Raw genomic sequence first — 22725 nt, 5'->3', positions numbered from 1 at the left:
GAGGGAGATTTGTAGCACCAGCAATCAGAACTTGTAGCTGAGCCCGACCCGGATATCCTGCGTCTGGAGGTCGACATGGGTTTCCGTGGGCAGGCCGGCGGCTACCGAGAGGTCCTGGCTGCCGAAATCCGAGTAGCGATATTCGGCTCGAGCGATCCACTTGTCGGTGAAGGCGTGCTCGATGCCGGCGCCAACGGTCCAGCCGACATGGCTGTCGCTGTGGAGCGTTACTTCGGCGGCAGGGCCACCGGCGCTGACCGCAATAAGCTCATACTTGGCCGCGGCGACGCCGGCAGTGATGTAGGGCAAGGTCCGATCGAAAGCATAGCCGGCCCGCAACCGCGCCGACCCCGACCATTTGAGTTCGCTCTTGAGCAAGGTGGTGACACCGCCGCCGCCGGCGTCGAGGGCCGTCAGCCCATCTATATTGCTGTACACAATGTCGGCCTCGGCGCCGATCACGAAGCTGTTCTCCATCTGGTAATTGGCGCCTATATGGACACCGCCGATAAATCCGTTCGGATCGGTGGAGACATTGAGATCGGTGGCCCCGCCCAGTCCGCCGCCGGCGATGAACAGATTGGATTTTCCGGCCGCGTAGCCGATGTCGACGCCGGCATAGAGTCCGGACCAGTCGTAGCCGGATGCAACAGGCGAAACCTCATTGATATCAGCCGCACACGCCATACCGAGCGGCGCGAGAATCAAGGCCGTTGCGAGAAGAAGAGTTTTCATTGTTGTCTACCGCCCAAGAATGTTGTGGTCCCCGCCGCGAATGCCTCGCGGAGATCCGGTGTTGTCGCCGCCCCGATGTCGCATTGTCCGTCGGACGTGTCTTGGGCTGGGCCGCACGCGAATTGTCCTGAAATGCAATGCCACGCTTTTTCGGCCGGTGTGGCCATTCAGCCTCAGTCGAATGACACCAGCTGGCACTGCCCAGCGCGGAGCCTGACGGCAACCATTCCCGCTACGGCTGGCGCGCGTTCATCGAGGTGCGCGTCGACGAGGATGTTGGGTCCCCGGCGATCGGCGCCCTTCACTGAGCTGCCAGCGGCGTGCCTATGTCCGAAACGAGTTTGACGAGATCGGCTTGGCGTCTCGTGCCGGTTTTGGCGAAGATGCGGTTGAGGTGGGTCTTCAAAGTGTTTTCGCCGACACCGAGCGCCAGCGCGCTCTTGGACGCGGACAATCCGCTGCCGATGCGCAGCAGGACCCGCGCCTCCGCGGGCGTAAGGTCGAACAGAGTGGCGAGAACGGCTTCCGGGAGTGGAGAAGAAGACGTCGTGGTCGAAACGAAGACGGCGGCACATGCGGGCCGGAAAGCAGCGCGAGCGGTTCCTTCGGTCAACGGCAATATATAGGCGACGGCGGGCGGCTGACCTGGGGCCGAAATGGGCAGGCCTATACCGCGGGAGCCAAGCGAGGCATCCGCGCTCGCGGCACTGGCGATTGCATCCAGCAGGGCGCGGGCCACCGCCGAATTCTGCACCTGGAGCAGACCGTTCCTGGAAAAAATGGGCCCTTGCAGCGAAAACATCCGTTCGGCAGCCCCATTCGCATGGAGGATTGCTCCGTTGGCGCCGGTAAGCACGACAGGCACGGCGAGATGATCGAGCGCCTGGCGGTAAAGGTCGGCGGTAACGCGGGCCTGATCGAGCAGATCTCCAATCAGCGACGCACGGCGCAGGTGCGGCGAGAGCAATGCCAGGAAGCGCTGTTCTTCAGCTGATATGATTCCCCTGTCGGCCCGCGTAGTGCAGCCCATGAGCCCGATCCGGTCCGGCGTATGGACGAATTTGGTGATGCAGGCTTCGCGCAATCCCTGCGGTTTGGCCCAATTCTGGAAAAATGGCGTCTGCTGGAGTTCGGCTTCGCTCATATGCGACAGCGTCGCAACGGGTGTGTCGATGTCGCCGACAACCGCGGCCTTCAGTCCGGGAATTGCGTCAAAGTCATAGTCCTCCTGGAGCACGCGCATTTGCACGGGATCCCAGGGCGATTGGGCCGCGAAGCGGCCATGATTGCCGGCAGTACTGGCAAGCGCGACGGTGGTATAGGCTGCGTCTACAGCCTCCGTGATCCGGATCATTACCCCGGCCCAGCCTTCCGGATTCAAAACGCAATCGTAGATATCGCCGATGATCGACGAAAGGACCTCGCTGCTCAGTCTCTCCACCACGCCCCCAGTTTCCTGACGTGCCCACCTCCCCGGATGGGCGGGCCGCCGTTCGTTGTAAAAGAGGCAATCTCACCTCGGAGGATTTGCCGCGTCATACTTTCGGGTGACGCCATGCGTGATCATGCTGGATTATATATCTAATTCGATCAGTTGAACGCCAAACGATCAATGTTCCAGGATCAGGAAACATTTCGTTTCGATATTCTCTGAAGCTGTGGGTATCGGGGTGTTCCATTGTCACGAAAGACGGTGTTTTCATCGGCTCAACTGCCGTCGCATCTCAATGATCGCGATCGATTTTCCCTCTGGCAAGACATCCATGTCGCGCAGATATGGTCGGTCGAATACGGCATGTCGGACAACCTGCCTTTCGAAACTGCGATCGAAGCCACAGCTGTCGGATCACTGGTTCTTGGCCAGATGTCCGGAACGATCAAGCTGCGACGAGGAACGCGAGCAATATCGCCGATGACGGCAACGGCGGTTATCTCCTGCTGATCAACAAATCCGACACACTGTTGACCGGCGTCCAGGCCGGCCGCGACTATGATGTCGGGCAGGGAGAAGCGGTGCTGGTCACAGCATCGGAAGCGCTGAAAATGGCCGGCGCCGACAGCAATGTGTGGACAAACGTGGTGGTCCCGCGCAGCGTCCTCGCACGGGCCTTCCCGCAGATCGACGACAGGCTGGCGTTGAAGATCGGCGCCGAGAACGAAGCTCTCGATCTTCTCAAGCGTTATTGCCAACTTCTTGAAACCGGCCGCCCTCTCATCTCGCCCGATCTTATTGCGCACGCGACGGAAACGATCGTCGATCTGATCGGTCTGGTGACAGGTGCCAAGGGTGAGGTTGCCGAACTGGCCGGCTTGCGCGGTCTGCGGGCAGCCAGGTTGCAAGCGGTCCTGGTGAAGATCGCGGACAATTTCGCCAAGCCCGGCATCTCGGCGCAAGGCGTCGCACAGGAACTCGGCCTGTCGGCGCGCTATGTTCACAATCTTTTGCAGAAGTCGGGTATCAGCTTCTCCGAGCGCGTTCTCGAACTGCGCCTGCAGACGGCCCACAAAATGCTTTCGCAGAGACAGAATGGCGAGATGCGCGTCAGCGAAATTGCCATGACCAGTGGCTTCAGCGATGTGTCGTACTTCAATCGCTGCTTTCGCCGCCGCTTCGGCTACACGCCGACGAGCGCCAGATAGAACCGGAGACCCGGAAACCTACACACGACTCGATTCCGATTACCTCTCCGTCAAAAGCCGAGATCCGGCGGCGATCAATGGCGCCTCCGAATGCGATGGCCGATCGACGGCTTCAGCGAAACGGGCGGATCTGCGGCGCTGACCAGCGCGAATTCAACCACCGACGCCACCTTCATCACGCTCAGCCTGCGTGCTTCCACCGATTTGGGCCTCGGCGAATCAAGGCGACGGCGCGCGGCATGCTCGGCTGACGCCATGCCTTCGGTGATGTCACGCCGACCTCGACGTTCGCTTTTGCCGGCGGCGATCTCTTCACCATCGCCGGCGAATGTCCTGCCAAGCGCGAAGCGCGCGCGATAATCCAGATGCGACGGCAAATCCGCCGATGAGAAGACGTTCTTTTGCAAGGGACGACCGGCCTTTTCCAGAATCGCAGTCTTCATTTCGACACGCACCGTATTGGACCAGATCACGATCTGTCCAGAGCCGGAAATACTTGTGCGCCAGGTGACAACTTCAGTGCCGCCCTGGACAAGGGTTGACTTAAGTTTTTTAGATTTGGCCGGTTGATTCCAGAAATAAAACACCGCCCTCGCAACTGAACCACTCCCGTACGACGTTCAGCGATTCGAAATCGAAATTTGAGAAGCTCACAGTGACGTCTGCACGATAGCGTTGCTAGTTGTTCCTCGAAGAAGAGTTTGGAATGGAACGTTTTGTATTTGGTATTTTCTCAGGTACTCAGTTGACATAACTCCAAGCATCACATTAGAGATTTCTATCAGGCAAGTCAGCCCCGGACTGATCCGGGGTCGCATGAATTGGCTGCGAGGGGCAAATCATGGGGCGTGTTCAAGATTCCGCCGGTCTTAGGCCTTCGGACCTAAGCCAGACCCCCTCGAATTCAGCCCGACAGAGCAACCTGCGTTCACAGGCGAGCCAGCTTGCGCTGCGATCCGCCATCGGGATTGCTGCGGCCGCGGGCGTGAGTCTGCTGGCGTCCGGCCAAGCCTGGGCGGATTGTCTCGTCGGTGCCGTCACTGTCCAATGCGACACGACCTCCACCACCGACACGACATTTCCCGCTGACGCACCCAACGACCGCAACTATCAGAACTTGTTGCCCACACCAGTCATCGTCACCGTCGATCCGGGAACGACGGTGAGCGGTTATGGCCTTGCGGTTTCCAACGCCGACACCGGCGGCGTCACCGTCACCAACAATGGCACGATCAGCGTCGATGCCGGCAACACGCCGACCGCGGGCGGCACGGCGGCCCTGTCGGTCTCGGCGGCTGGCGGCGCCATCACCTACACGGGTGGAAACATCATCAACCATGGCGCCGGCAACGCGTTCGATGCGACGCAGACCGGCGGTGTCGGCTCGATAGACATTAACGTCTCCGGCAATATCTTTTCGGCGGCAGGCGAAGGTATTACTGTCCGCGACGTCGCGACCAGCACCGGCATTTCGGTGACCACGGGCGCTGTCACCGCACTGACCGCGGGCAAGGATGCCATCGACGTCCAGACCCAGTCGACGACCGCCGATATCACGGAGGTCGCCAACGGCNCCATCATCGCCCGGCAGACCAAGGCAGCGGGCTCGGGTGCGGTCAACGTGACCGCGGGCGATGTCTCGGGGACGACCGGCATCGAGGCAACCAACTACGGCACCGGCGCGATCGGCATCACCGCCAATGGCACGGTGACCGGCACACTTGCCGAGGGCATCAAGGCGACCGGCAACGGCGCGGTGAGCGTGAGCGTCGCCGACACGGTGACCGGCGCCACGATCGGCCTGTCGCTGACCGGCGGCACCGGCGGTGCGGGCGACATCAGCGTCACCGGCGCCGGCGGGTTCGTCGGCGGGACCGGCAACGCTGCGACCATCCAGAACAACGGCTCGGGCACGGTCACGGTCGACATCTCCGGCGCGAGCAGCTCCACCGGCGGCGAAGGCTTCGTCGTGCGCGATACGGCGGCCGGCGGCGACATCAGCGTCACCACGGGCGCGGTGACCGCACTCACCGCGGGCAAGGACGCCATCGACGTCCAGACCCAGTCGACGACCGCCGATATCACGGAGGTCGCCAACGGCAACCTCCAGGCGGGCAATGCCGGCATGGTGGCCGCGATCCTCAACGCTTCGGGGACCGGCAACATCGACGTGACCGCCAACGGCTCCATCGACGCCCGGTTCGGCATCGACGCCGAGAACTTCGGATCGGGCTCGACCACGGTGACCACGGTCGGTCCGGTCACCGCGACCAGCGGGAACGGCATCTATGCGCAGTCGGCCGGCGCCGCCGTCACCATAACGGCGGGCGACGTGGCGTCCACCGGCAACACGGCCATCATCGCCCGGCAGACCAAGGCAGCGGGCTCGGGTGCGGTCAACGTGACCGCGGGCGATGTCTCGGGGGACCACCGGCATCCGCACCCTCAACAACGGCACGGGCGCGATCGGCATCATCACCAACGGCACGGTCGAAGGCGATATCGCCGCGATTTCGGCGCAATCGAACAGCGGCAATGCGATCGGCATCACCCTTTCCGGCGCGACGCACAACACCGCCCTGACGGCCGCGGCGCTGGCCATCACTACCTCTGATGGTGCCACGACAATTCTCAATGGCGGTGCACTGACCGGCCGGGTGGAGCTTGGCGGTTATGCCGACCTCCTGACCAACCACGCTACCTGGACAACCGGCGGCACCAGCCTGTTCGGCGCCGGCATCGACACCGTGACGAATACAGCCGCAGCCTCTCTCAGAACCGCCAGCAATGGCGCAACGCAGGAGACCACCACCTTCAGCGGGCTCGAGTTGCTGTCCAATGCCGGACGTCTCACCATGCAGGATGGCGGCGCCGGCGACCGCACGGAGCTTGCCGCCACTGTGGCTCTGGCGGCCGGTTCGACCTACGCCGTCGACATCAACGCCGCACTTCAGTCGGATCTCCTTCACACCACCGGCACTGCCACCATCACCGGCTCGACCCTGGCGGTGACGGCGCAAGGCATCACCGCCGGCCGCTACACCGTGCTGACCGCCGATCTGGGACTCACCGGCGAGTTCGCCTCTGTGACGGGGATCACCAGCACCGCGTTCCTGTCGGTGACGGATGCCTATGACTTGAACAATGCCTATCTCGATGTGCTGGTGTACGGCTTCACCGATATCGGGCTGACACCCAACCAAATCGCCACCGGCGGCGGCGCTGAAAGCCTTGAGGCCGGCAATCCTATCCATGACGCCCTTCTGGCGCTGCCGACAGCAGCTTCTGCACGCGCTGCTTTCGACCAGCTGTCTGGCGAAATCCACGCCTCGGCCAAGGGCATGCTGGTCGAGGACAGCCGCTTCGTTCGCGACGCAGTCACCAATCGTATCATGTCCGCTTTCGGCGATGTTGGCGCGGCCGCATTGCCGGTCATGGCTTATGGCGAAGGTGGCCCCGAAATGGTCGCGGCCGACACCGACCATTTCGCCGTCTGGGGCCAGGCCTTTGGGTCGTGGGGCAATACCGACAGCGACGGCAACGCCGCCGCCTTCGATCGTTCGACCGGCGGCCTGCTGGCCGGCGCCGACACGCTGGTGGGCGGCTGGCGCGTCGGCCTGCTCGGCGGCTACAGCCATTCGAGCTTCGACGCCGACGATCGCAACTCTTCGGGCAAGAGCGACAGCTATCATCTCGGCCTCAATGGTGGCACCAACTGGGGCGCCATCGCTTTCCGTACCGGTGCTGCCTACAGCTGGAGCAGCCTTTCGACCAAACGCTCGGTTGCTTTCAACGGCTTCACGGATGGGTTGTCGGCCGACTATGATGCCGGCACCGCGCAAATGTTCGGCGAACTCGCCTACCGGGCCGATGCCGGACAATTCAAGTTCGAGCCCTTCGCCAATCTGGCCTATGTCAGCGTCCATACCGATGGCTTCACCGAAGACGGTGGCGATGCGGCACTGACCAGCGCCGGCTCGAACGATGATGCGACCTTCACCACGCTGGGCCTGCGCGGTTCGACCGATTTCGCGCTCGGCGGCATGAACGCCACGGCGCGCGGCATGCTCGGCTGGCGCCACGCGTTCGGCGACGTCACGCCGACCTCCAGCTTCGCCTTCGCCGGCGGCGATCAATTCAGCATCGCCGGCGTGCCGATCGCCAGGGACAGCGCCGTCATCGAGGCCGGTCTCGACTTCAACATGTCGGCCAACGCGACGCTCGGTGTGTCCTATTCCGGCCAGTTCGGTGGCGGCACGGTCGATCAGGGCGCCAAGGTCGATCTCGGCATCAAGTTCTGAACAGCAACGAAGCGCGCCGGCCGGACAAAGGCAACGCCCGAACGGCGGTCGGCGACGGGACCGGCTTTACGGCACGATTCCGCATATCCCTCCCACCCTACTCCGCCCCACCCTACTCCGGCGATGGAACCGGCGGCCGTGATGTCAGCGCCGTGCCGAAGGCGGCGACAACGACGGCTGCGATCCCGGCCAGTTGCGTTGCGGTCAGGCTTTCATGCAGGAACAGGAAGCCGGCCAGTGCGCCCAGCCCCGGCTCCAGGCAGGTCAGCGTGCCGTAGATGCGCGCCGGCATGCGGGTCAGCGCCACCATCTCAAGGAAGAATGGCAACGCGCTGGAAAACAGGCCGACCAGCAGCGCGCTGACCAGGATCGACGGCGCCAGCAGCGCGGTTCCCGCCTGTGCCACGCCGAAGGGCAGCACCAGCACGGCGGCGATCGCCATGCCGTAGGCGGTGGTGCGAGTGCCAAGCTCCGCGCCGGCCTTCTGGGCCAGCACGATGTAGAGCGCCCAAAACCCGCCGGCCGCCAGCGCCAGCATCACCCCGATCGGATCAAGCGGCGCGAGGGAATGAACGAAGGGCGACAACAGCAGGATGCCGGCCACCGCCAGCGCGATCCAGGCAAAGTCGCTGGCGCGCCGCGAGCTCAAGGTCGCCACCAGAAGCGGGCCGGTAAACTCCAGCGCCACCGCGATGCCGAGCGGAATCCTGGCCAGCGCTGCGTAGAACAGGAGATTGAGCGCGGCGAGCGTCACCCCATAGGCGACCAGCCACGGCATGGTGGCACGCGAGGGCCGCATCTGCCAGGGCCGCAGCACCGCGATCAGCATCAGCGCACCGATGACCAGCCTGAGCGTCGTCGTGCCTTGCGCGCCGATCTGCGGGAACAGGCCCTTGGCGAAGGTGGCGCCGATCTGGATCGACACCATGGCGCCCATCAGTGCCGCGACCGGCAAGGGCGCTGCTTCGCGACTGGCAATCGGCGTCGATGTCACGTGATCCCATCCTCCATACCGCCGGGTCCAAACCCGACCGGCGGCATGGAGATAGGGCGAACCGGCCGACCTGTCGTGAGGCAGCCGCAACTGGCTGCTGGGGCAAGGACTGCAGGCACGCTATGAGCCTCCCGGGCCGCGAAGCGTTCATTGCCGCGGCGGACAAGGAATAGCTGGAGATGATCCTGTAGGTGTGAGAGCGCAACGACAACGCTTTAGGCGGTGGCAGCCGAGCGCTTGAAGACGATGGTGACCCGCGTACCCTCGGCAGCGCTCGACTTCACGTCGAACTCCGCCCTGGCATTCTCGGTTAGCGAGCGGGCGATCAGCGCGCCGAGCTTGCCGCTCTTGGGCCAGGTCTCGCCGTCCGGCAGGCCGATGCCGTCATCGGCGATCACGATGCGGCAGCCATCACCGTCGACGATGCTGTGCAGCGTGATCGTGCCGCCGTCTCGCCCCTGGAAGGCATGTTTGAGCGCATTGGTCAAAAGTTCGTTCACCACCAGTCCGGTCGGCATGGCGACATTGATCGACACCGGATAGGTGTCGACCTTCATGTCGAGGCGGATGCCCTCGACCGCATGCGAGTTCATCACCGCCGACGCGATCTGGCTGAGATAGACGCCGAGATCGACCTCATCCTTGCCATCGTCCCCCGACAGCGTCTGGTAGAGGATCGCCAGCGCGTCGACGCGCCCTGCCAGCCTCTCGAAACGCTTCTGGTCCGGCTCGGCCGCGTTTCGCGTCTCCATCCGGATCAGTGCGGTGATCATCTGCAGATTGTTCTTCACCCGGTGCTGCAGTTCGCGCAGCAGCGTGTCCTTCTCGCGGATGCGCTCATCGATCGATCGCGCATCTTCGGTTTCGCCATGGGCAGAGACGTCGACCAGCGCCACCAGCCGGAAGCAGGCCTTGCCATTGTCGTCCTCGATGACATTGGAATAGACGTCGACGATCGCCTGTTGGTCTTCCTTCCGCTCCAGCCGGAACGTGCCGATGAAATCGGTGTCCTCGACCACGGCCTCGAACAGCGGCCGGCCCTTCTGCTTGTGCAGGCCGGTGCCGGAAAGCGCCGCCCAGTGTTGCCGAGCGAGCGTCGCCGCCTTGAGGCCGGACAGTTTCTCGAATTCCGGATTGGCATAGACGACACGCTCCTTCGCACCGAGGTCGGAGACGGCAATGGCGATCGGCACCTGGTCGAGGAACTTCTTGAACTGTTCGCTTTCCAGCGCGCTGGCAAGGTCCGGCGTTTCGAGCAGCTGCCCGACCGCTTCGGCCTTCTGTGTATCGGATGTCATCTGCGACGCCTGTGCTGTGTGATCACCATCAATAACAGCGATGCGATCTCCCCGCCATCGCCAAAGCACGAGCCGGCATTTCACGCGCCGCCACGAGCGGTGTGTCGCACAATCTCGAAATCTGCGTAGCCGCGTCGAAATACTTGACCGAGGCCCGCTCAGGAGGCCGGCTTCGACGCCAGCCTTGGCGCGGTCCTGACGTCGACGATCTCAGGCTTGGCACTGTCCACCGCGCCGTCCCAACCGCCGCCGAACGCCTTGTTGAGGGCGATGTAGTTGGTCGCCAGCAGGACGCGGCTTTGCAGCAGCGAGTCCTCGGCCGAGTAGAGAGAGCGCTGGGCGTCGAGCACATCGAGAAGGCTTGTCTCGCCGGCCTTGTAGAGCGTGCCTTCGAGACTTGCCGCCTCGCCATAGGACCTCGCCGACGAGGCGAGCTTGCCGATCCGGATGCGCTCCTGCGACAACAGCACCAGCGCATTCTCGACATCCTCGAGCGCCGTCAGCACCGAAGACCGATATGCGATGAAATATTGATCGCGCTGCGCCTTGGCGACCTCGACGGCGGCCTGCAATTGGCCGGCATTGAACACCGGCACGCTGAGCGTCGGCCCGAACGACCAGCCAATCGACGAATTCTTGCCGAGATCGCCAAGCTTCAGCGCCGCCGTGCTGATGTCTCCCGTCAGGCTGACCGAGGGATAGCGGGCGGCCTCTGCCTGGCCGATCTTGGCGGTGTATTGCGCATATTGGCGCTCCGCCATGCGCAAATCGGGCCGCGAAAGCAGGAGGTCGGCGGGAATTCCGGTGGGCATCGGCAGGCGTGGTGCAGGGATCGGGGCGACCCGCTTCAGCCGCTCGCTGAGCGAGGCAGGCGGCCGGCCGGCCAGCACCGCGAGACGATGCACGGCCTGGGCATAGCTTGCCTCCAGCGTCGGCACCGCGGCTTCGGTGCTCGCTGCCTGCCCCATCGCCTTGGCGACATCGGCGGCGGTCGCCGTGCCCGCCTGCGCCATGGTGCGGGTAAGTTCGGCGGTCTGCCTTTGCGACGCGGCCGAGCGCCGGGCGAGCGCGATGCGGGCCTGGTAGCCGCGCGCCTGGGTATAATAGGAAGCGACATCGCCGACCAGAGTGAGAAGCGTCGAGCGCAGTTCCTCCTGCGAGGCGTCCAGCCCGTAACGCGCGGCCTCGACGCCCCTGCGGTTGGCGCCGAACAGGTCGAGTTCCCAGCTGGCGTCAAAGCCGGCCTGATACTCGCTGTAGGTGGCATCAGAGCCAGACGTGGCTTCTGACGACTTGTTGCGGGAGACCGAGCCGGAGCCCTCGGCCGACGGCAGCAACGTGCCTGCACTCTGGCGATAGCTGGCGCGCGCCTCGCGGATCCTGGCCTTGGCGGTGGCGACATCGAGATTGCCGGCAACCGCTTCCTCGACAAGCGTGTTCAACTCGGGATCGCGCAGCCGCTGCCACCATTTCGACAGTTGCGCCGGCTGGGCAGGCTTTGTCGGCTTCTGGCCGCTCCAGCTTGCAGGCATCGCCAATATCGGCGTCTGATAATCCGGACCGACGACGCATCCCGCGAGCAGGACAGCGGTAAGCATAGACGCAAGGAGCCGCCTCGCGGCCACCGAGCCACGTTCCAAGCCTGTCATGTGAAGTTTTCCTTATTGCTGGTTGACCGTCACCGGCGTCTCGCCCGTATCTGGTTTGGCCGCCCTGCCCTTGAAGATGCGCCGCACGGTGACGAACAACAGCGGCACCAGGAACACGCCAATGACCGTCGCCGCGATCATGCCGCCCATCACGCCGATGCCGACGGAGTTCTGCGCGCCTGAGCCCGCGCCGCTGGCAATCGCCAGCGGCAGCACGCCGAGGATGAAGGCCAGAGACGTCATCAGGATCGGTCGCAGCCGTTGTCGCGCCGCCTCCAGCGTCGCTTCGACCAGCCCCATCCCGGCGGTCTGCCGCTCGATGGCGAACTCGACGATGAGGATGGCGTTCTTGGCGGCGAGACCGATCGTGGTCAGCAGGCCGACCTTGAAATAGACGTCGTTGGACTGGCCGAACAGGCTTGCCGCCAGCAGCGCGCCGAAGATGCCGATCGGCACCGACAGCATGACCGCGAACGGGATCGACCAGCTCTCATAAAGTGCTGCCAGGCAAAGGAACACCACAAGGGCCGAGATCGCATAGAGCGACAGTGCCTGGTTGCCGGAAAGCTTCTCCTGGTGCGACAGCCCTGTCCATTCGTGGGAATAGCCGGCGGGCAGTTGCGCGACAAGCTTGTCGATCTCGTCCATGGCGGCACCCGAGCTGACGCCTGTCGCCGCCGCGCCCTGGATCTCGACCGCCGCCGAACCATTGTAGCGCTCCAGCCTGGGCGAACCGAATGTCCAATGGCTGGAGGCAAAGGCCGAGAACGGCACCATCGCGCCGCTGGCATTGCGGACCTGCCATTTGTCCAAATCTTCCGGCTGCATGCGGAAGTTCGGGTCCGACTGCAGATAGACCGGTTTCACCCGCCCGCGATCGATGAAGTCGTTGACGTAGTCGCTGCCCCAGGCGGTCGAAAGCGTGTTGTTGATGTCGGCCAAGCTGACGCCCAGCGCGCTGGCTTTTTCCTGGTCGATGTCGACCGAGAATTGCGGCTGGTCTTCCTGGCCGTTGGGCCTTGTGTTGGCGAGCAGCTTGCTCTGCCCGGCCAGGGCCAGAAGCTGGTTGCGCGTCTGGATCAGCGCGTCATGGCCCGCGCCGTTGACGTCCTGCAGGTAGAAGTCGAAGCCGTTGGTGTTGCCGAACCCCTGGATGGCGGGAGGCGCAAGCGCAAAGACCTGAGCATCCCTGATCTTCGAAAACGCGCCCATCGCCCGGCCGGCGATTGCCTGCGCGGCGGAAGCCGGCGATTTGCGCAGGTCGAAATCCTTCAGCCGCACGAAAGCGATGCCGACATTCTGCCCTGCGCCGCCGAAGCCGAAGCCGGAGGCGGTGAACACCCCGTCGACGACGTCCTTCTCCTGGTTGAGATAATGGTTGGTCACCTCTGCCAGCACGCGCTCCGTGCGATCATGCGTCGCGCCGACCGGCAGCTGCACGCTGGTGATCAGGATGCCCTGGTCCTCTTCCGGCAGGAACGAACTCGGCAGCCGGGCAAACATCCAGCCCACGGCAACGACGATGGCCAGGAACACGACGAGGAAACGCCAGGACCGGTTGATGATGCCGTGCGAGCCGTCGCGATAGGCAAGCGTGCCGCGATCGAAGACCCGGTTGAACCAGCCGAACGGACCGGTCTGCGTCGCATGGTTCTTGGGCGGCCGCAGGATCGTGGCGCAAAGTGCGGGCGTCAGCACCAGTGCGACCAGCACGGACAGCACCATCGCCGAGACGATGGTCACCGAGAATTGCCGGTAGATGATGCCGGTCGAACCGCCGAAGAAAGCCATCGGCACGAACACGGCCGAAAGCACGGTGGCGATGCCGATCAGCGCGCCGGTGATTTCGTGCATCGACTTGCGCGTCGCCTCTTTCGGCGGCAGGCCCTCTTCCTGCATCACGCGTTCGACATTCTCGACCACGACGATGGCGTCGTCGACCAGCAGGCCGATCGCCAGCACCATGGCGAACATGGTCAGCGTGTTGACGGAATAGCCGAACAGCGACAGCACGCCGAACGTGCCGAGCAGCACCACCGGCACGGCAATCGTCGGGATGATGGTGGCGCGCAAATTCTGCAGGAAAATGAACATCACCAGGAACACCAGCACGATCGCTTCGGCCAGCGTCTTGACCACCTCCTCGATCGACAGCCGCACGAAAGGCGAAGTGTCGTAGGGATAGACGACCTCGACGCCTTGCGGGAAGGTCGAGCTCAGCCGGGCGATCGTCGAGCGCACCGCCTCGGCGGTGTTGATGGCATTGGCGCCGGTCGCCAAATTGACGGCGACGCCCGCCGCCGGCTTGCCGTTGTAATTGGCCTGCGTCGTATAGCTTTCGGCGCCGAGTTCGACGGTGGCGACGTCGTTGAGGCGTACCAGCGAGCCGTCCGTCTGGCTCTTCAGGATGATGTTGCGGAACTGTTCGGCGGTCTGCAGCCGGCTCTTGGCCGTCACGGTGGCATTGAGCTGCTGGCCCTTGCGCGCCGGCAGGCCGCCGAGCTGGCCGGCCGAAACCTGCGTGTTCTGCGCCTCGATCGCCGAGGCCACGTCGCTCGGCATCAAGGCGTATTTGGCGAGCTTGTCGGGGTCGAGCCAGATGCGCATGGCATAGCCGGAGCCGAACAGCTGCGTCGAGCCGACACCCTCGACGCGCTTCAGCGTGTCGTTGACGGTGGCATCGACATAGTCGGCGAGATCGGTCGAGTTCATCTTGCCGTCGGTCGACACGAAGCCGATGACCATCAGGAAGCCGGTCGAGGATTTGGAGACGGTGATGCCGTTGCTCTGCACCACCTGCGGCAGCTGCGACTGCACCAGTTGCAGCTTGTTTTGCGTCTGCACCTGGGCGGTGTCGGGATCGGCAGCCGTGGTGAAGGTCAGCGTGATCGAGGCCGAACCGGTCGAGGTCGACGTCGCCGTCATGTAGTCGAGATTGTCGATGCCGGTCATGCCCTGCTCGATGACCTTGGTCACCGAGTTCTCGACGGTCTGCGCGTCGGCGCCCGGATAGGTGGCGCTGATATTGACCGTCGTCGGCGCGATCTGCGGATATTGCGAGATCGGCAGCGAGGTGAGCGCCAGGAGCCCGCCCAGCATGATCACGATGGCGATCACCCAGGCGAAGATCGGCCGGTTGATGAAGAATACGGACATCGCTCAGTTCCCGGTCGCGGCGGCAGGCGCCGGTTTGGCAGCGTTGGACGCGGCGGGCGCGGCGGAAGTGCCCTGCCCGCGGTCCTTGACCTCGCCTGTCGTCTCGTCGATCGTCACTTCGACGCCCGTCGCGTCGCCGCCGGGGCGCACCAGCTGCATGCCCTCGACGATGACGCGGTCGCCGTCGCCGACACCCGAATCCACCAGCCAGTTGTTGCCGACGCTGTTGCGCACTGCGAGCACGCGCGTCTCGACCTTGCCCTGCGCATTGATGACCATCGCCGTCGCCTCACCCTTGGTGTTGCGGCTGACGGCGCGCTGCGGCACCAGGAAACTATTCTGCGCGACGCCCTCCTCAACCAGCGCCCGCACATACATGCCGGGCAAAAGCAGGCGGTCGGGATTGGGGAATTCGGCCCTGAGCGCGAAGGTGCCGGTGGTCTGGTCGACATTGGCGCCGGCGAATTCCAGCTTGCCGGTCTGTGTGTAGATGGTGCCGTTCTCGAGCTTCAGCTTGACGCTGACATTGGGGCCGCTGAACTTCAGCCGCCCTTCCGAGATCGCCTGGCGCAGGTTGAGCAGGTTGGTGCTCGACTGTGTGACGTCGACATTGATGGGATCGAGGGCACGGATGGTCGTCAGCACAGTGTCCTGGTTGGCGGTCACCAGCGCACCCGGCGTCAGCGTGGACTTGTCGATGCGCCCGGCGATCGGCGCGGTGATCGAGGTCCGGTCGAGGCTGATGCGCGCGGTCTCGGCACTGGCCTTGGCCGAGGCGACATCGGCTTGCGCCTGTGCCAGCGTGGCGGCGGCATCGTCATAATCCTGTTTGGAAACAACGTTCTGCTTCAACAGACCGGCATAACGGTCGAACTTGGCCTGTGCGGTGGGCACCGCCGCTTGCGCCTTCTGCTGTGCGGCGACCGCGCTGTCATACGACGCCTTGTAGCTCGCCGGATCGATGAGGTAGAGCGGTTGTCCAGCCGCCACCTCGCTGCCCTCCTTGAACAGGCGCTGCTGGATGATGCCGTTCACTTGCGGGCGCACCTCGGCAACCAGCGAGGCCGCCGTGCGTCCCGACAGCTCGGCGGTGATCGCCACCGATTGCGGATGCAAGGTGACGACACCGACTTCCGGTTTGCCGGGCGCGCCCATGCCGGCGGGGGCGCTGCCCTCCTGCGAGCAGGACGCCAGCAGAAGAGTGGCGGCGAACATCGCGGCCCAGGGCGCCAGACGGCGTGCCGAAAAACGAGGCTGGCTAGACTTGGAAATCATGGCCTGGATCTTTCCCTGGAGTTGCGTACGCGCTGGCAATGGACCGCTTGGTCGAGGGCATGCCGATCCATATGATGATAGGCCGCACCCGTCGGCGGGCGGCGACGAGCAATGCTTCGAAGCGGCTCATGTCGCGCTCCTTCTCGTCGGCCGGAGCTGCTCGAAGGTCGAGTAGCTGGCCGCGATGCCCACCAACATCATTATGCCGATCAGCGAGGACATGCCAAGCGCCTTGCCGGAGTTCACGCGATCTTGCGGTCATGATGTCCATGGTTGTCGAGCGACTGCGAGAGCGGAAGCGACAGTCGCCAGGCGGCGAAGCGCAGGCGGATCGCGCCCTTCAGCGTGTCGGCCGGCAGAGCCAGTGGCAGGCCGCGTCCGGACAGCGGAAGACCGCGTCCGGCATGGTCGAGTGACAATCTCGGGCTGGCGGACGCGAGCAGCCGCAGCAGTATCATGGCTTCCCACATTGTCGTGCTTCCGTTTGATTTGAACTGGGCATGATTTGAAAAACAGGGATGGCGAAGATACGCCCGCCATCCCTGAAAGAGACCGGCCGGCCCGAGAACGGGTTGGGTACCGGGCCGGCCGGCGCAGCCGGTCAGAGTTCTCAGCCGTTCCCGGGCTGGGGCGGCGGACTGCCATCGTTGGGCAGACCTCGGGGGCCGGCTGCATCATCCGGCGGACCGCCCCAGGGACCGGGGGGTGGTCCGTGGGGACGTTCCGCCGAAGCGAGGATTTCGAGCTGTTCGGGCGTCAGCTTGGCGCGCAGTGCCGCGATCGCGTCTTTCAGCTTGCCGGCCGAAACCGCGCGGGCCGTGACGTCGTCGGCCAGTTTTTCCTGGAAGGCGAAGGGATCGCGCTTGCCGTCAGGGCCGGCTGAGTCGGAGCCCTTCGCTTCAGGACTGCCGGAGCCATCAGGACCACCGGGCCGCCCATGATCGGGCCGTGGCGGCGCCAGCACGGCCTGCAGCGCGCTGGTGTAGTCGCGCCAGGCGTCGAGCTGTTCGGAGCGGATGCCGACGCGGGTCTCGAGCGCTGCCAGCCGGGCGGCCAGCATGAATTCCGGCGGCGGACCCATGCGGCGGGGGCCAAAGCCTTCCGGTCCAAAACCTCGCGGGCCAAAACCCTGCGGACCATGCCGCATCGGCCCGTGCGGGCCGGGTCCGGCCATCGGGCCATGATCGGGTCCATCCTGCATTGCCCCACTCTGCTGGGCCATGACCGGTGGCGGCTCGCCGGGGGCGGCACCCGGATCGCGCTGTGTCGCCAGCACGGGGTGAATTGCGGCGACGGAAAACAGGCCGAGCGCAAGAAGTCTGCTTCGCATGACGGTGTTCCTTTCTCTCATGCTTCGGACAAATGAGAGGATAGGAAGCGTATTTGTCCGCTTCGCGTCGGCGTATTGCCGAAGGTTTCCGCAAGAGGGCAATTTGTAACTGAATGTTTCCCACGGCCTGCCGGAAACATTCAGTTGCAATTTTCCGTGCCGCTTGGATGCGGCTCTCCCTATAATCGCGGCCAAGGCAAGGGCACGGTCATGCAGTCACAACCCCATATCCTCGTCGTCGACGACGACCGCGAGATCAGGACGCTTCTCCAGCGCTATCTCGACAGCCAGGGCTTTCGTGTCACAGCTGCGGCGGACCGGCGCGAATGCGAACAGAGGCTGGGCGCGGGCCAGTTCGACCTGATCGTGCTCGACGTCATGCTGCCGGACGGCTCGGGGCTCGATATCTGCCGGGCCTTGCGTGACCGCAAGCCGCATATCCCGGTCATCCTGCTGACGGCGCTGAAAGAAGATGTCGACCGCATCATCGGCCTGGAACTCGGCGCCGACGACTATCTCGGCAAGCCGTTCAACCCGCGTGAGCTCATTGCCCGCATCCGTGCCGTGCTCAGGCGCTCGGCTCCCGAGGAGGCGCCCGCCTCCCCGCGCGCGCGTACCTACCGCTTCGCCGGCTACAGGCTGGAGCCGGACACCCGCAAGGTGACGGATGCACAAGGCGTGGCCGTCGACCTTACGGGCGCCGAGTTCGACCTCTTGCAGGTGTTTCTCGACCGTCCCGGCCGGCTTTTATCGCGCGACCAGCTTCTCGACCTGACGCAAGGCCGCGAGCGCGACCCGCTGGAGCGTTCGGTCGATGTGCTGGTGAGCCGGCTGCGCCGCAAATTTTCCGACACCGGCGACGGGCCGCTGTTCAAGACCGTGCGCAATGGCGGCTACCAACTCACCGCGCGCGTCGACACCGTGGAGAGCCACGCGTGAACTCGCTGCGCCGCCGTCTCATCCTGCTGCTGGTCGCCTCGATCGTCGGCGTCGTCGGCCTGGCGACGGCCGCCGTCATCAGCGTGCGCGGCGGCGGACCGCCGCCGGAACTGACCGTGCCCTGGATTGCCCAACAGATGGAACTGGTGGTGCGGCTTTTGCCGGGGCCGATCCCCGACGTCCTGCGGGTGCAATTCGCCGACCATCCGGCGGGCGGCAAGGTGGCTCGTGCGGAAACGGCGATGCTCAATGACATCCTGCACCGCCGTGGCCTCGACTTTCCGGCGGTCGTCAACGAGAAGACGGACGAACCCGGCCAGATCGCATCGATGCACCTGCCTGACCGCCGCTGGGCGATCATGGAGGTGCCGCATCTCAAGCCGCCAAGGCGCGAATGGCTGGTCTTGGCCGGCTGGATCTCGCTGATCGTCGCCGGCGCCACGGCGGTGTCGGTCTATTTCACCTCGGTGCTGATCCGCCCGCTCGAGATGCTGGAGGCCGCCGTCTCCAAGATCGGATCGGACGGCGTGCTGGCGGCGGTGCCGGAAGTGGGCTCGGCCGAGGTCAAGGCTACCGCGCATGCGCTGAACCAGCTCTCGTCGCGGCTGCGGACCGCCATGGAAAGCCGAATGCGGCTGGTCGCCGCCGCCGGCCATGATCTGCGAACGCCGATGACGCGCATGCGGCTGCGCGCCGAATTCCTCGACGACGAACGCGACAAATGGCTTCACGACCTCGACGAACTCGACCGCATCGCCGATAGCGCCATCCGCCTGGTGCGCGAAGAAGTGAACCAGGACGCCGTCGAACCGGTCGACCTGGCAAAGACGGTGCGCGATATCGAAGCCGAGATGGTATCGCTCGGCCATGCCGTCTCGATCGGGCACCTGGACAAGGTTTGCGTGCGGGCCGGCGCGTTTGGCCTGCGCCGCGCCTTGCGCAACCTGATCGTCAACGCCGCCACCCATGGCAAGGCGTGCCGCATCGACCTGGCCGCAGCCGACAATCGCGCCGTGCTGACCATATCTGACCATGGCCCGGGCATACCCACGGAACTCCTGAACAAGGCGTTCGAGCCCTTCTTCCGCGTCGACCCCGGCCGCCTGCAATCCGTCCCCGGAGCCGGTCTTGGCCTCGCCATCGCCAAGGAAATCATCGAGCGCTACGGCGGCATCGTGACGCTGCAAAACCGCCGGGGCGGCGGGCTGGAACAGACGGTGGTGTTCGAGGCAGTGTGAGGAGCGTTACGTGCGAGTTCCCGTTGGACGGAATGCCTGCCTCGGGAGCAGTGAGCCTTACGGCAAGAAAAAGACGGCGACGATGCTGCACCGCGCAAAGCCAATGGTTCCAGCCCATTTCTCGGCGTAACCAGAGCCAATCCACTCGGCAAAAAACACAGACTCCGAAATTTCGCCTGGTTTAACAAAAGATTAGGCCTATCTTATTGCGTCAGCCTACGACGTCCTCCCAATCAGCCGAAGCAGGAATCTTTAGCGCTTGCTCACATAAGTATTTCATCCCGGTAGATTTTTTGTGTTGCGCCGCACAATAGGGTGGCCGAACCATTCCTTTGGGGTTCGTTTGCGACTGGACATACGCTGTGGAGGATTCCGGCACGTTGACCAACTTGTGCTGTTCGTCCGTCGATTTCGAGCCCGGCCCGATCGGACTCGCCGCGATCGGGCCCGCAAAGCGAAGGTTTGACGGTGCCGGTGCCCTGGCGGATCTCGTCCGCCTGGTGCCCGAAACGACCGGCTGGCGGATACGTCGCGGACATCAATGCCGCGGAAGCCGCTGATGGGAAGCGCCCGTGACATCCAACTTGATGCGTTGAGAGCCATCGCCGTAACGATGGTGTTGTATTCCCATTTCTTCGCGGAGGGACCTTCGTTCTGGGGCCATATCGGCGTGCGGCTGTTTTTCGTGCTGAGCGGCTTCCTGATCACGCGCCTGCTGCTGGAGGCGCGTTCGGCCACCGAATTCGAAACCGGCCCCGCGCTGCGCTCCTTCTACATCAGGCGGATGTTGCGGATATTCCCGCCCTATTTTGCCGTCCTGGGTTTCGTCTGGCTGGTTGACCTGGATCAATCCAGAGGATCGCTGGTCTGGCATGCGCTTTATCTGTCGAACTTCTGGTATGCGCAGCACAATAACTGGAACCCTTGGGTGCTGGGCCATTTCTGGAGCCTGAGCATCGAGGAGCAGTTCTATCTTGCCTGGCCGCTGGTCGTCCTGCTGGCCCCACGCCGCCGCTTCGAGGCCATCTGCATCGCCGTCATCGCACTGTCGCTGGCCTATCGCTTCTATTGGCCGATCACTGCCACGCCGGCGCTGGCGCGCGACCTGCTGCCGCCGGCATCCATGGACGCGCTGGCTTCGGGCGCGCTGCTTGCCTGCTGGCATTTTAGGGGCGCCGGCCTGCCGCACTGGATGCGGCTGGGCTGGCCTGCCTTCGCCGCCGCATTCCTGGCGATTGAGTGGTTAGTCCCAGAGCCCGCCGATCCGACATTGGAATGGGCCCGCTGGGTGCTGCGAGAAGTCCTGCCCCTGGTGCCACTGATGGTCATCGTAGCCGCCTGTTCGCGCGGCCTTGGCGGCATCCTTGGCAAGCTTGCCGAACTGCCGCCGCTGCTTGGCCTCGGCCGCATCAGCTACGGTATCTATCTCTACCATCCAATATTGCTGTCGCTCGCCGTCAAGGCGCAGCCCTGGATTCCGCTCAACGTCTCGGAGCAAGGGCCAGGGCGATTCCTGGTTGCGAGCGCCGCCACGATTGTCGCGGCCTCGATTTCCTGGGTGGTTTTCGAGAGGCCGCTCAACAGCCTCAAGCGCCACTTCCCTTATGTCGCGCGCACCCGCTCCGCACAGGGCAGCCCTGGCGGCTGGCTCGCGACAGCGGCCGGCGGATCGCCCGATGGCCGCACACCGTCGCTCGAACTCCAGCGCACGGATGCGAGACGATGACCGCCGCGCCGCTCGTCTCCGTCCTGTTGCCGGTCTACAATGCCGGTCCCTATCTCGCCGCCGCGCTGGGAAGCATCCTGCGGCAGGATTACGGCCGCCTGGAGATAATCGCGATCGATGACGGCTCGACCGACAATTCGCTCGAGATACTCGAGCGATGCCAAAAGGCCGACAGCCGCATTTCGATCATCTCGCGCGAAAACCGCGGCCTTGTCGCGACGCTCAACGAAGGGCTGGCGGTCGCCCGGGGCGAACTGGTCGCGCGGATGGACGCCGACGACGTCGCCTATCCCTGGCGTCTGTCGCGCCAGGTGGCGCTGTTCGAGCGGCGGCCCGAACTGGGCTTCTGCGGCGCCGGCGTCGACATGTTGATCCGCGGCCGCATCGCCATCGGCAGGCCGGATCCGGTGTTCCAGTTCGGCCGCATCCCTGTATTGGCGATGTTCTTCACGATCTTCATGCACCCGACGGTCGTCTACAACAGGAAGGTCATCGACGACGGCGTTCTCCACTACGACCAGACCTACAGGCACGCCGAGGACTTCGATCTTTTCAGGCGGCTGGCCAGCCGCTACCCGGCAGCCATGATGCCCGAAAACCTGGTCGTCTACCGCGTCCATGAGGCAAGCGTGACCAGCCGGCACGTCAAGGAGATGCGCAGGACGCATTTGCGCATCGTGGCCGAGAACCTCGAGCGCGAGGGCCTGGCGCAGGCCACGCGGGACCTGCGCGACATCGGCGATGCGGTCAGCCACGACACGGTCGCCCGTGCGGCCAGCTTCATCGTCGCGCTGGAGGAGGAAATCCGCTCGCTGCCGGCGGCGACGCGGCCGAGCTTCGAGGCTGGCGCGCTGAACCTGTTCTATTTCCTCTACCAGCTCGTCGCCGACAAAAAGCAGCCGGCGTTGACGCATGAATTGCTGACGCGGACCGCGAAATGGAACGTCATCCGGCGCCGCGAGCAATATGCGCTGCGGCCCGGCGCCTGGGCGCCCTGGCTCAGCCTCGCCTCGCTGTCGGCCGCCAGACAAGCCGATGCCATGGCGTACTTCTTCAAATCCGCGCCCGCCGCGGCGGTTCTGGCGTCTCATCGGTTGAGTTAAAGGCATGATCGTCAAAGCCAACCAACCTCTGCAGCGCGATCGTTCGACGGCGCTTGGCCCTGCCCCGGCCGGTCCCCGCCCGGAACGATCGGCGCCGGAAGTCAGCTTCATCATCTGCACGCGCAACCGCGTCGCCGTGCTCGATGCCTGTATCAAGTCGGTGCAAGCCGCGTGCCGCGCACATGCCGGCTTCGCCGCCGAACTCGTGGTCGTCGACAACGGTTCGAGCGACCGCACGGCCGAACGCCTGGCCAGCATCGCCGCTGCGTCGGACATTCCGTTCACGCCGGTCTGCGAGCCGCGCCCCGGGCTGGCGGCCGCGCGCAACGCCGGGCTGAGGC

Annotated in this window: 17 protein-coding genes; 7 read left to right on the top strand and 10 right to left on the bottom strand. The window is 64.5% G+C overall.

What is annotated here, in order from left to right; all coding sequences use genetic code 11:
- Positions 1 to 24: 24 nt before the first annotated feature.
- Positions 25 to 735, bottom strand: a complete 711-nt coding sequence (locus X735_RS136390; protein WP_023814333.1) for an outer membrane protein — start codon at positions 733 to 735, stop codon at positions 25 to 27.
- Between the two features lie 301 nt (positions 736 to 1036).
- Entirely contained in the window at positions 1037 to 2179 is a 1143-nt protein-coding gene (locus X735_RS136395) for a helix-turn-helix transcriptional regulator (RefSeq protein WP_023814332.1), read from the bottom strand.
- 518 nt (positions 2180 to 2697) lie between these two features.
- Here X735_RS136395 and X735_RS01000000166535 point away from each other — a divergent pair.
- Positions 2698 to 3375 (top strand): AraC family transcriptional regulator, encoded by a 678-nt coding sequence (locus tag X735_RS01000000166535; protein ID WP_023814330.1) that lies wholly within the window; start codon positions 2698 to 2700, stop codon positions 3373 to 3375.
- A gap of 74 nt (positions 3376 to 3449) precedes the next feature.
- On the opposite strand, the gene X735_RS136400 is transcribed toward X735_RS01000000166535, so the two are convergent.
- Positions 3450 to 3962: a hypothetical protein gene (locus X735_RS136400; protein WP_155930641.1), complete on the bottom strand. Its 513-nt coding sequence runs from the start codon at positions 3960 to 3962 to the stop codon at positions 3450 to 3452.
- A gap of 2268 nt (positions 3963 to 6230) precedes the next feature.
- On the opposite strand from X735_RS136400, the gene X735_RS1000000170115 reads away from it, so the two are divergent.
- Entirely contained in the window at positions 6231 to 7676 is a 1446-nt protein-coding gene (locus tag X735_RS1000000170115; protein WP_245273319.1) for an autotransporter domain-containing protein, read from the top strand.
- Positions 7677 to 7788: 112 nt separating this feature from the next.
- Here X735_RS1000000170115 and X735_RS136405 read toward each other — a convergent pair whose 3' ends face one another.
- From X735_RS136405 to X735_RS136435, 7 genes are all read right to left on the bottom strand, one after another.
- Complete coding sequence (locus X735_RS136405; RefSeq protein ID WP_031213978.1) at positions 7789 to 8670, bottom strand: DMT family transporter; 882 nt, start codon at positions 8668 to 8670, stop codon at positions 7789 to 7791.
- A gap of 215 nt (positions 8671 to 8885) precedes the next feature.
- On the bottom strand, positions 8886 to 9968 hold the full coding sequence (locus tag X735_RS136410) for a histidine kinase dimerization/phosphoacceptor domain -containing protein (protein WP_023814325.1): 1083 nt from the start codon (positions 9966 to 9968) through the stop codon (positions 8886 to 8888).
- Between the two features lie 158 nt (positions 9969 to 10126).
- Positions 10127 to 11617 carry an efflux transporter outer membrane subunit gene (locus tag X735_RS136415; protein WP_023814324.1) on the bottom strand — a complete coding sequence of 497 codons (1491 nt, stop codon included), beginning with the start codon at positions 11615 to 11617 and terminating at the stop codon, positions 10127 to 10129.
- Between the two features lie 12 nt (positions 11618 to 11629).
- On the bottom strand, positions 11630 to 14773 hold the full coding sequence (locus X735_RS136420) for an efflux RND transporter permease subunit (RefSeq protein ID WP_023814323.1): 3144 nt from the start codon (positions 14771 to 14773) through the stop codon (positions 11630 to 11632).
- Between the two features lie 3 nt (positions 14774 to 14776).
- Positions 14777 to 15988 (bottom strand): efflux RND transporter periplasmic adaptor subunit, encoded by a 1212-nt coding sequence (locus X735_RS136425; protein WP_023814322.1) that lies wholly within the window; start codon positions 15986 to 15988, stop codon positions 14777 to 14779.
- Positions 15989 to 16290: 302 nt separating this feature from the next.
- Positions 16291 to 16518, bottom strand: coding sequence for a hypothetical protein (locus X735_RS136430; RefSeq protein ID WP_023814320.1), 228 nt, complete (start codon positions 16516 to 16518; stop codon positions 16291 to 16293).
- 140 nt (positions 16519 to 16658) lie between these two features.
- Complete coding sequence (locus X735_RS136435; RefSeq protein ID WP_023814319.1) at positions 16659 to 17378, bottom strand: hypothetical protein; 720 nt, start codon at positions 17376 to 17378, stop codon at positions 16659 to 16661.
- A gap of 210 nt (positions 17379 to 17588) precedes the next feature.
- On the opposite strand from X735_RS136435, the gene X735_RS136440 reads away from it, so the two are divergent.
- The 5 genes from X735_RS136440 to X735_RS0135485 all read left to right on the top strand — a co-directional run.
- Positions 17589 to 18317, top strand: coding sequence for a response regulator (locus X735_RS136440; protein ID WP_031213974.1), 729 nt, complete (start codon positions 17589 to 17591; stop codon positions 18315 to 18317).
- Complete coding sequence (locus tag X735_RS136445; protein ID WP_023814317.1) at positions 18314 to 19555, top strand: ATP-binding protein; 1242 nt, start codon at positions 18314 to 18316, stop codon at positions 19553 to 19555. The genes X735_RS136440 and X735_RS136445 overlap by 4 nt, the downstream gene beginning before the upstream one ends.
- 559 nt (positions 19556 to 20114) lie before the next feature.
- Complete coding sequence (locus X735_RS136455) at positions 20115 to 21281, top strand: acyltransferase (RefSeq protein WP_031213973.1); 1167 nt, start codon at positions 20115 to 20117, stop codon at positions 21279 to 21281.
- A complete protein-coding gene (locus X735_RS136460) occupies positions 21278 to 22384 on the top strand; it encodes a glycosyltransferase family A protein (protein WP_023814314.1) in 1107 nt (368 codons plus the stop codon). The genes X735_RS136455 and X735_RS136460 overlap by 4 nt, the downstream gene beginning before the upstream one ends.
- A gap of 4 nt (positions 22385 to 22388) precedes the next feature.
- The coding region (locus X735_RS0135485) for a glycosyltransferase (RefSeq protein ID WP_031213971.1) at positions 22389 to 22725 on the top strand (337 nt) is incomplete at its 3' end.

Origin of the sequence: Mesorhizobium sp. L2C084A000, from assembly GCF_000502875.1 — a bacterium.
GTDB lineage: Bacteria > Pseudomonadota > Alphaproteobacteria > Rhizobiales > Rhizobiaceae > Mesorhizobium.
The sequence above is the reverse complement of the archived record's forward strand: the minus strand, read 5'-3'. Positions and strand labels throughout refer to the sequence as shown.

Excerpts from the sequence above, each read along its gene's own strand:
- X735_RS136420 (WP_023814323.1), bottom strand. The coding sequence starts at position 14,773 with ATGTCCGTATTCTTCATCAACCGGCCGATCTTCGCCTGGGTGATCGCC.
- X735_RS136415 (WP_023814324.1), bottom strand. The coding sequence starts at position 11,617 with ATGACAGGCTTGGAACGTGGCTCGGTGGCCGCGAGGCGGCTCCTTGCG.
- X735_RS136435 (WP_023814319.1), bottom strand. The coding sequence starts at position 17,378 with ATGCGAAGCAGACTTCTTGCGCTCGGCCTGTTTTCCGTCGCCGCAATT.
- X735_RS136455 (WP_031213973.1), top strand. The coding sequence starts at position 20,115 with ATGGGAAGCGCCCGTGACATCCAACTTGATGCGTTGAGAGCCATCGCC.
- X735_RS136440 (WP_031213974.1), top strand. The coding sequence starts at position 17,589 with ATGCAGTCACAACCCCATATCCTCGTCGTCGACGACGACCGCGAGATC.
- X735_RS136430 (WP_023814320.1), bottom strand. The coding sequence starts at position 16,518 with ATGTGGGAAGCCATGATACTGCTGCGGCTGCTCGCGTCCGCCAGCCCG.
- X735_RS1000000170115 (WP_245273319.1), top strand. The coding sequence starts at position 6,231 with ATGCAGGATGGCGGCGCCGGCGACCGCACGGAGCTTGCCGCCACTGTG.
- X735_RS136410 (WP_023814325.1), bottom strand. The coding sequence starts at position 9,968 with ATGACATCCGATACACAGAAGGCCGAAGCGGTCGGGCAGCTGCTCGAA.
- X735_RS136425 (WP_023814322.1), bottom strand. The coding sequence starts at position 15,988 with ATGTTCGCCGCCACTCTTCTGCTGGCGTCCTGCTCGCAGGAGGGCAGC.
- X735_RS136390 (WP_023814333.1), bottom strand. The coding sequence starts at position 735 with ATGAAAACTCTTCTTCTCGCAACGGCCTTGATTCTCGCGCCGCTCGGT.
- X735_RS136460 (WP_023814314.1), top strand. The coding sequence starts at position 21,278 with ATGACCGCCGCGCCGCTCGTCTCCGTCCTGTTGCCGGTCTACAATGCC.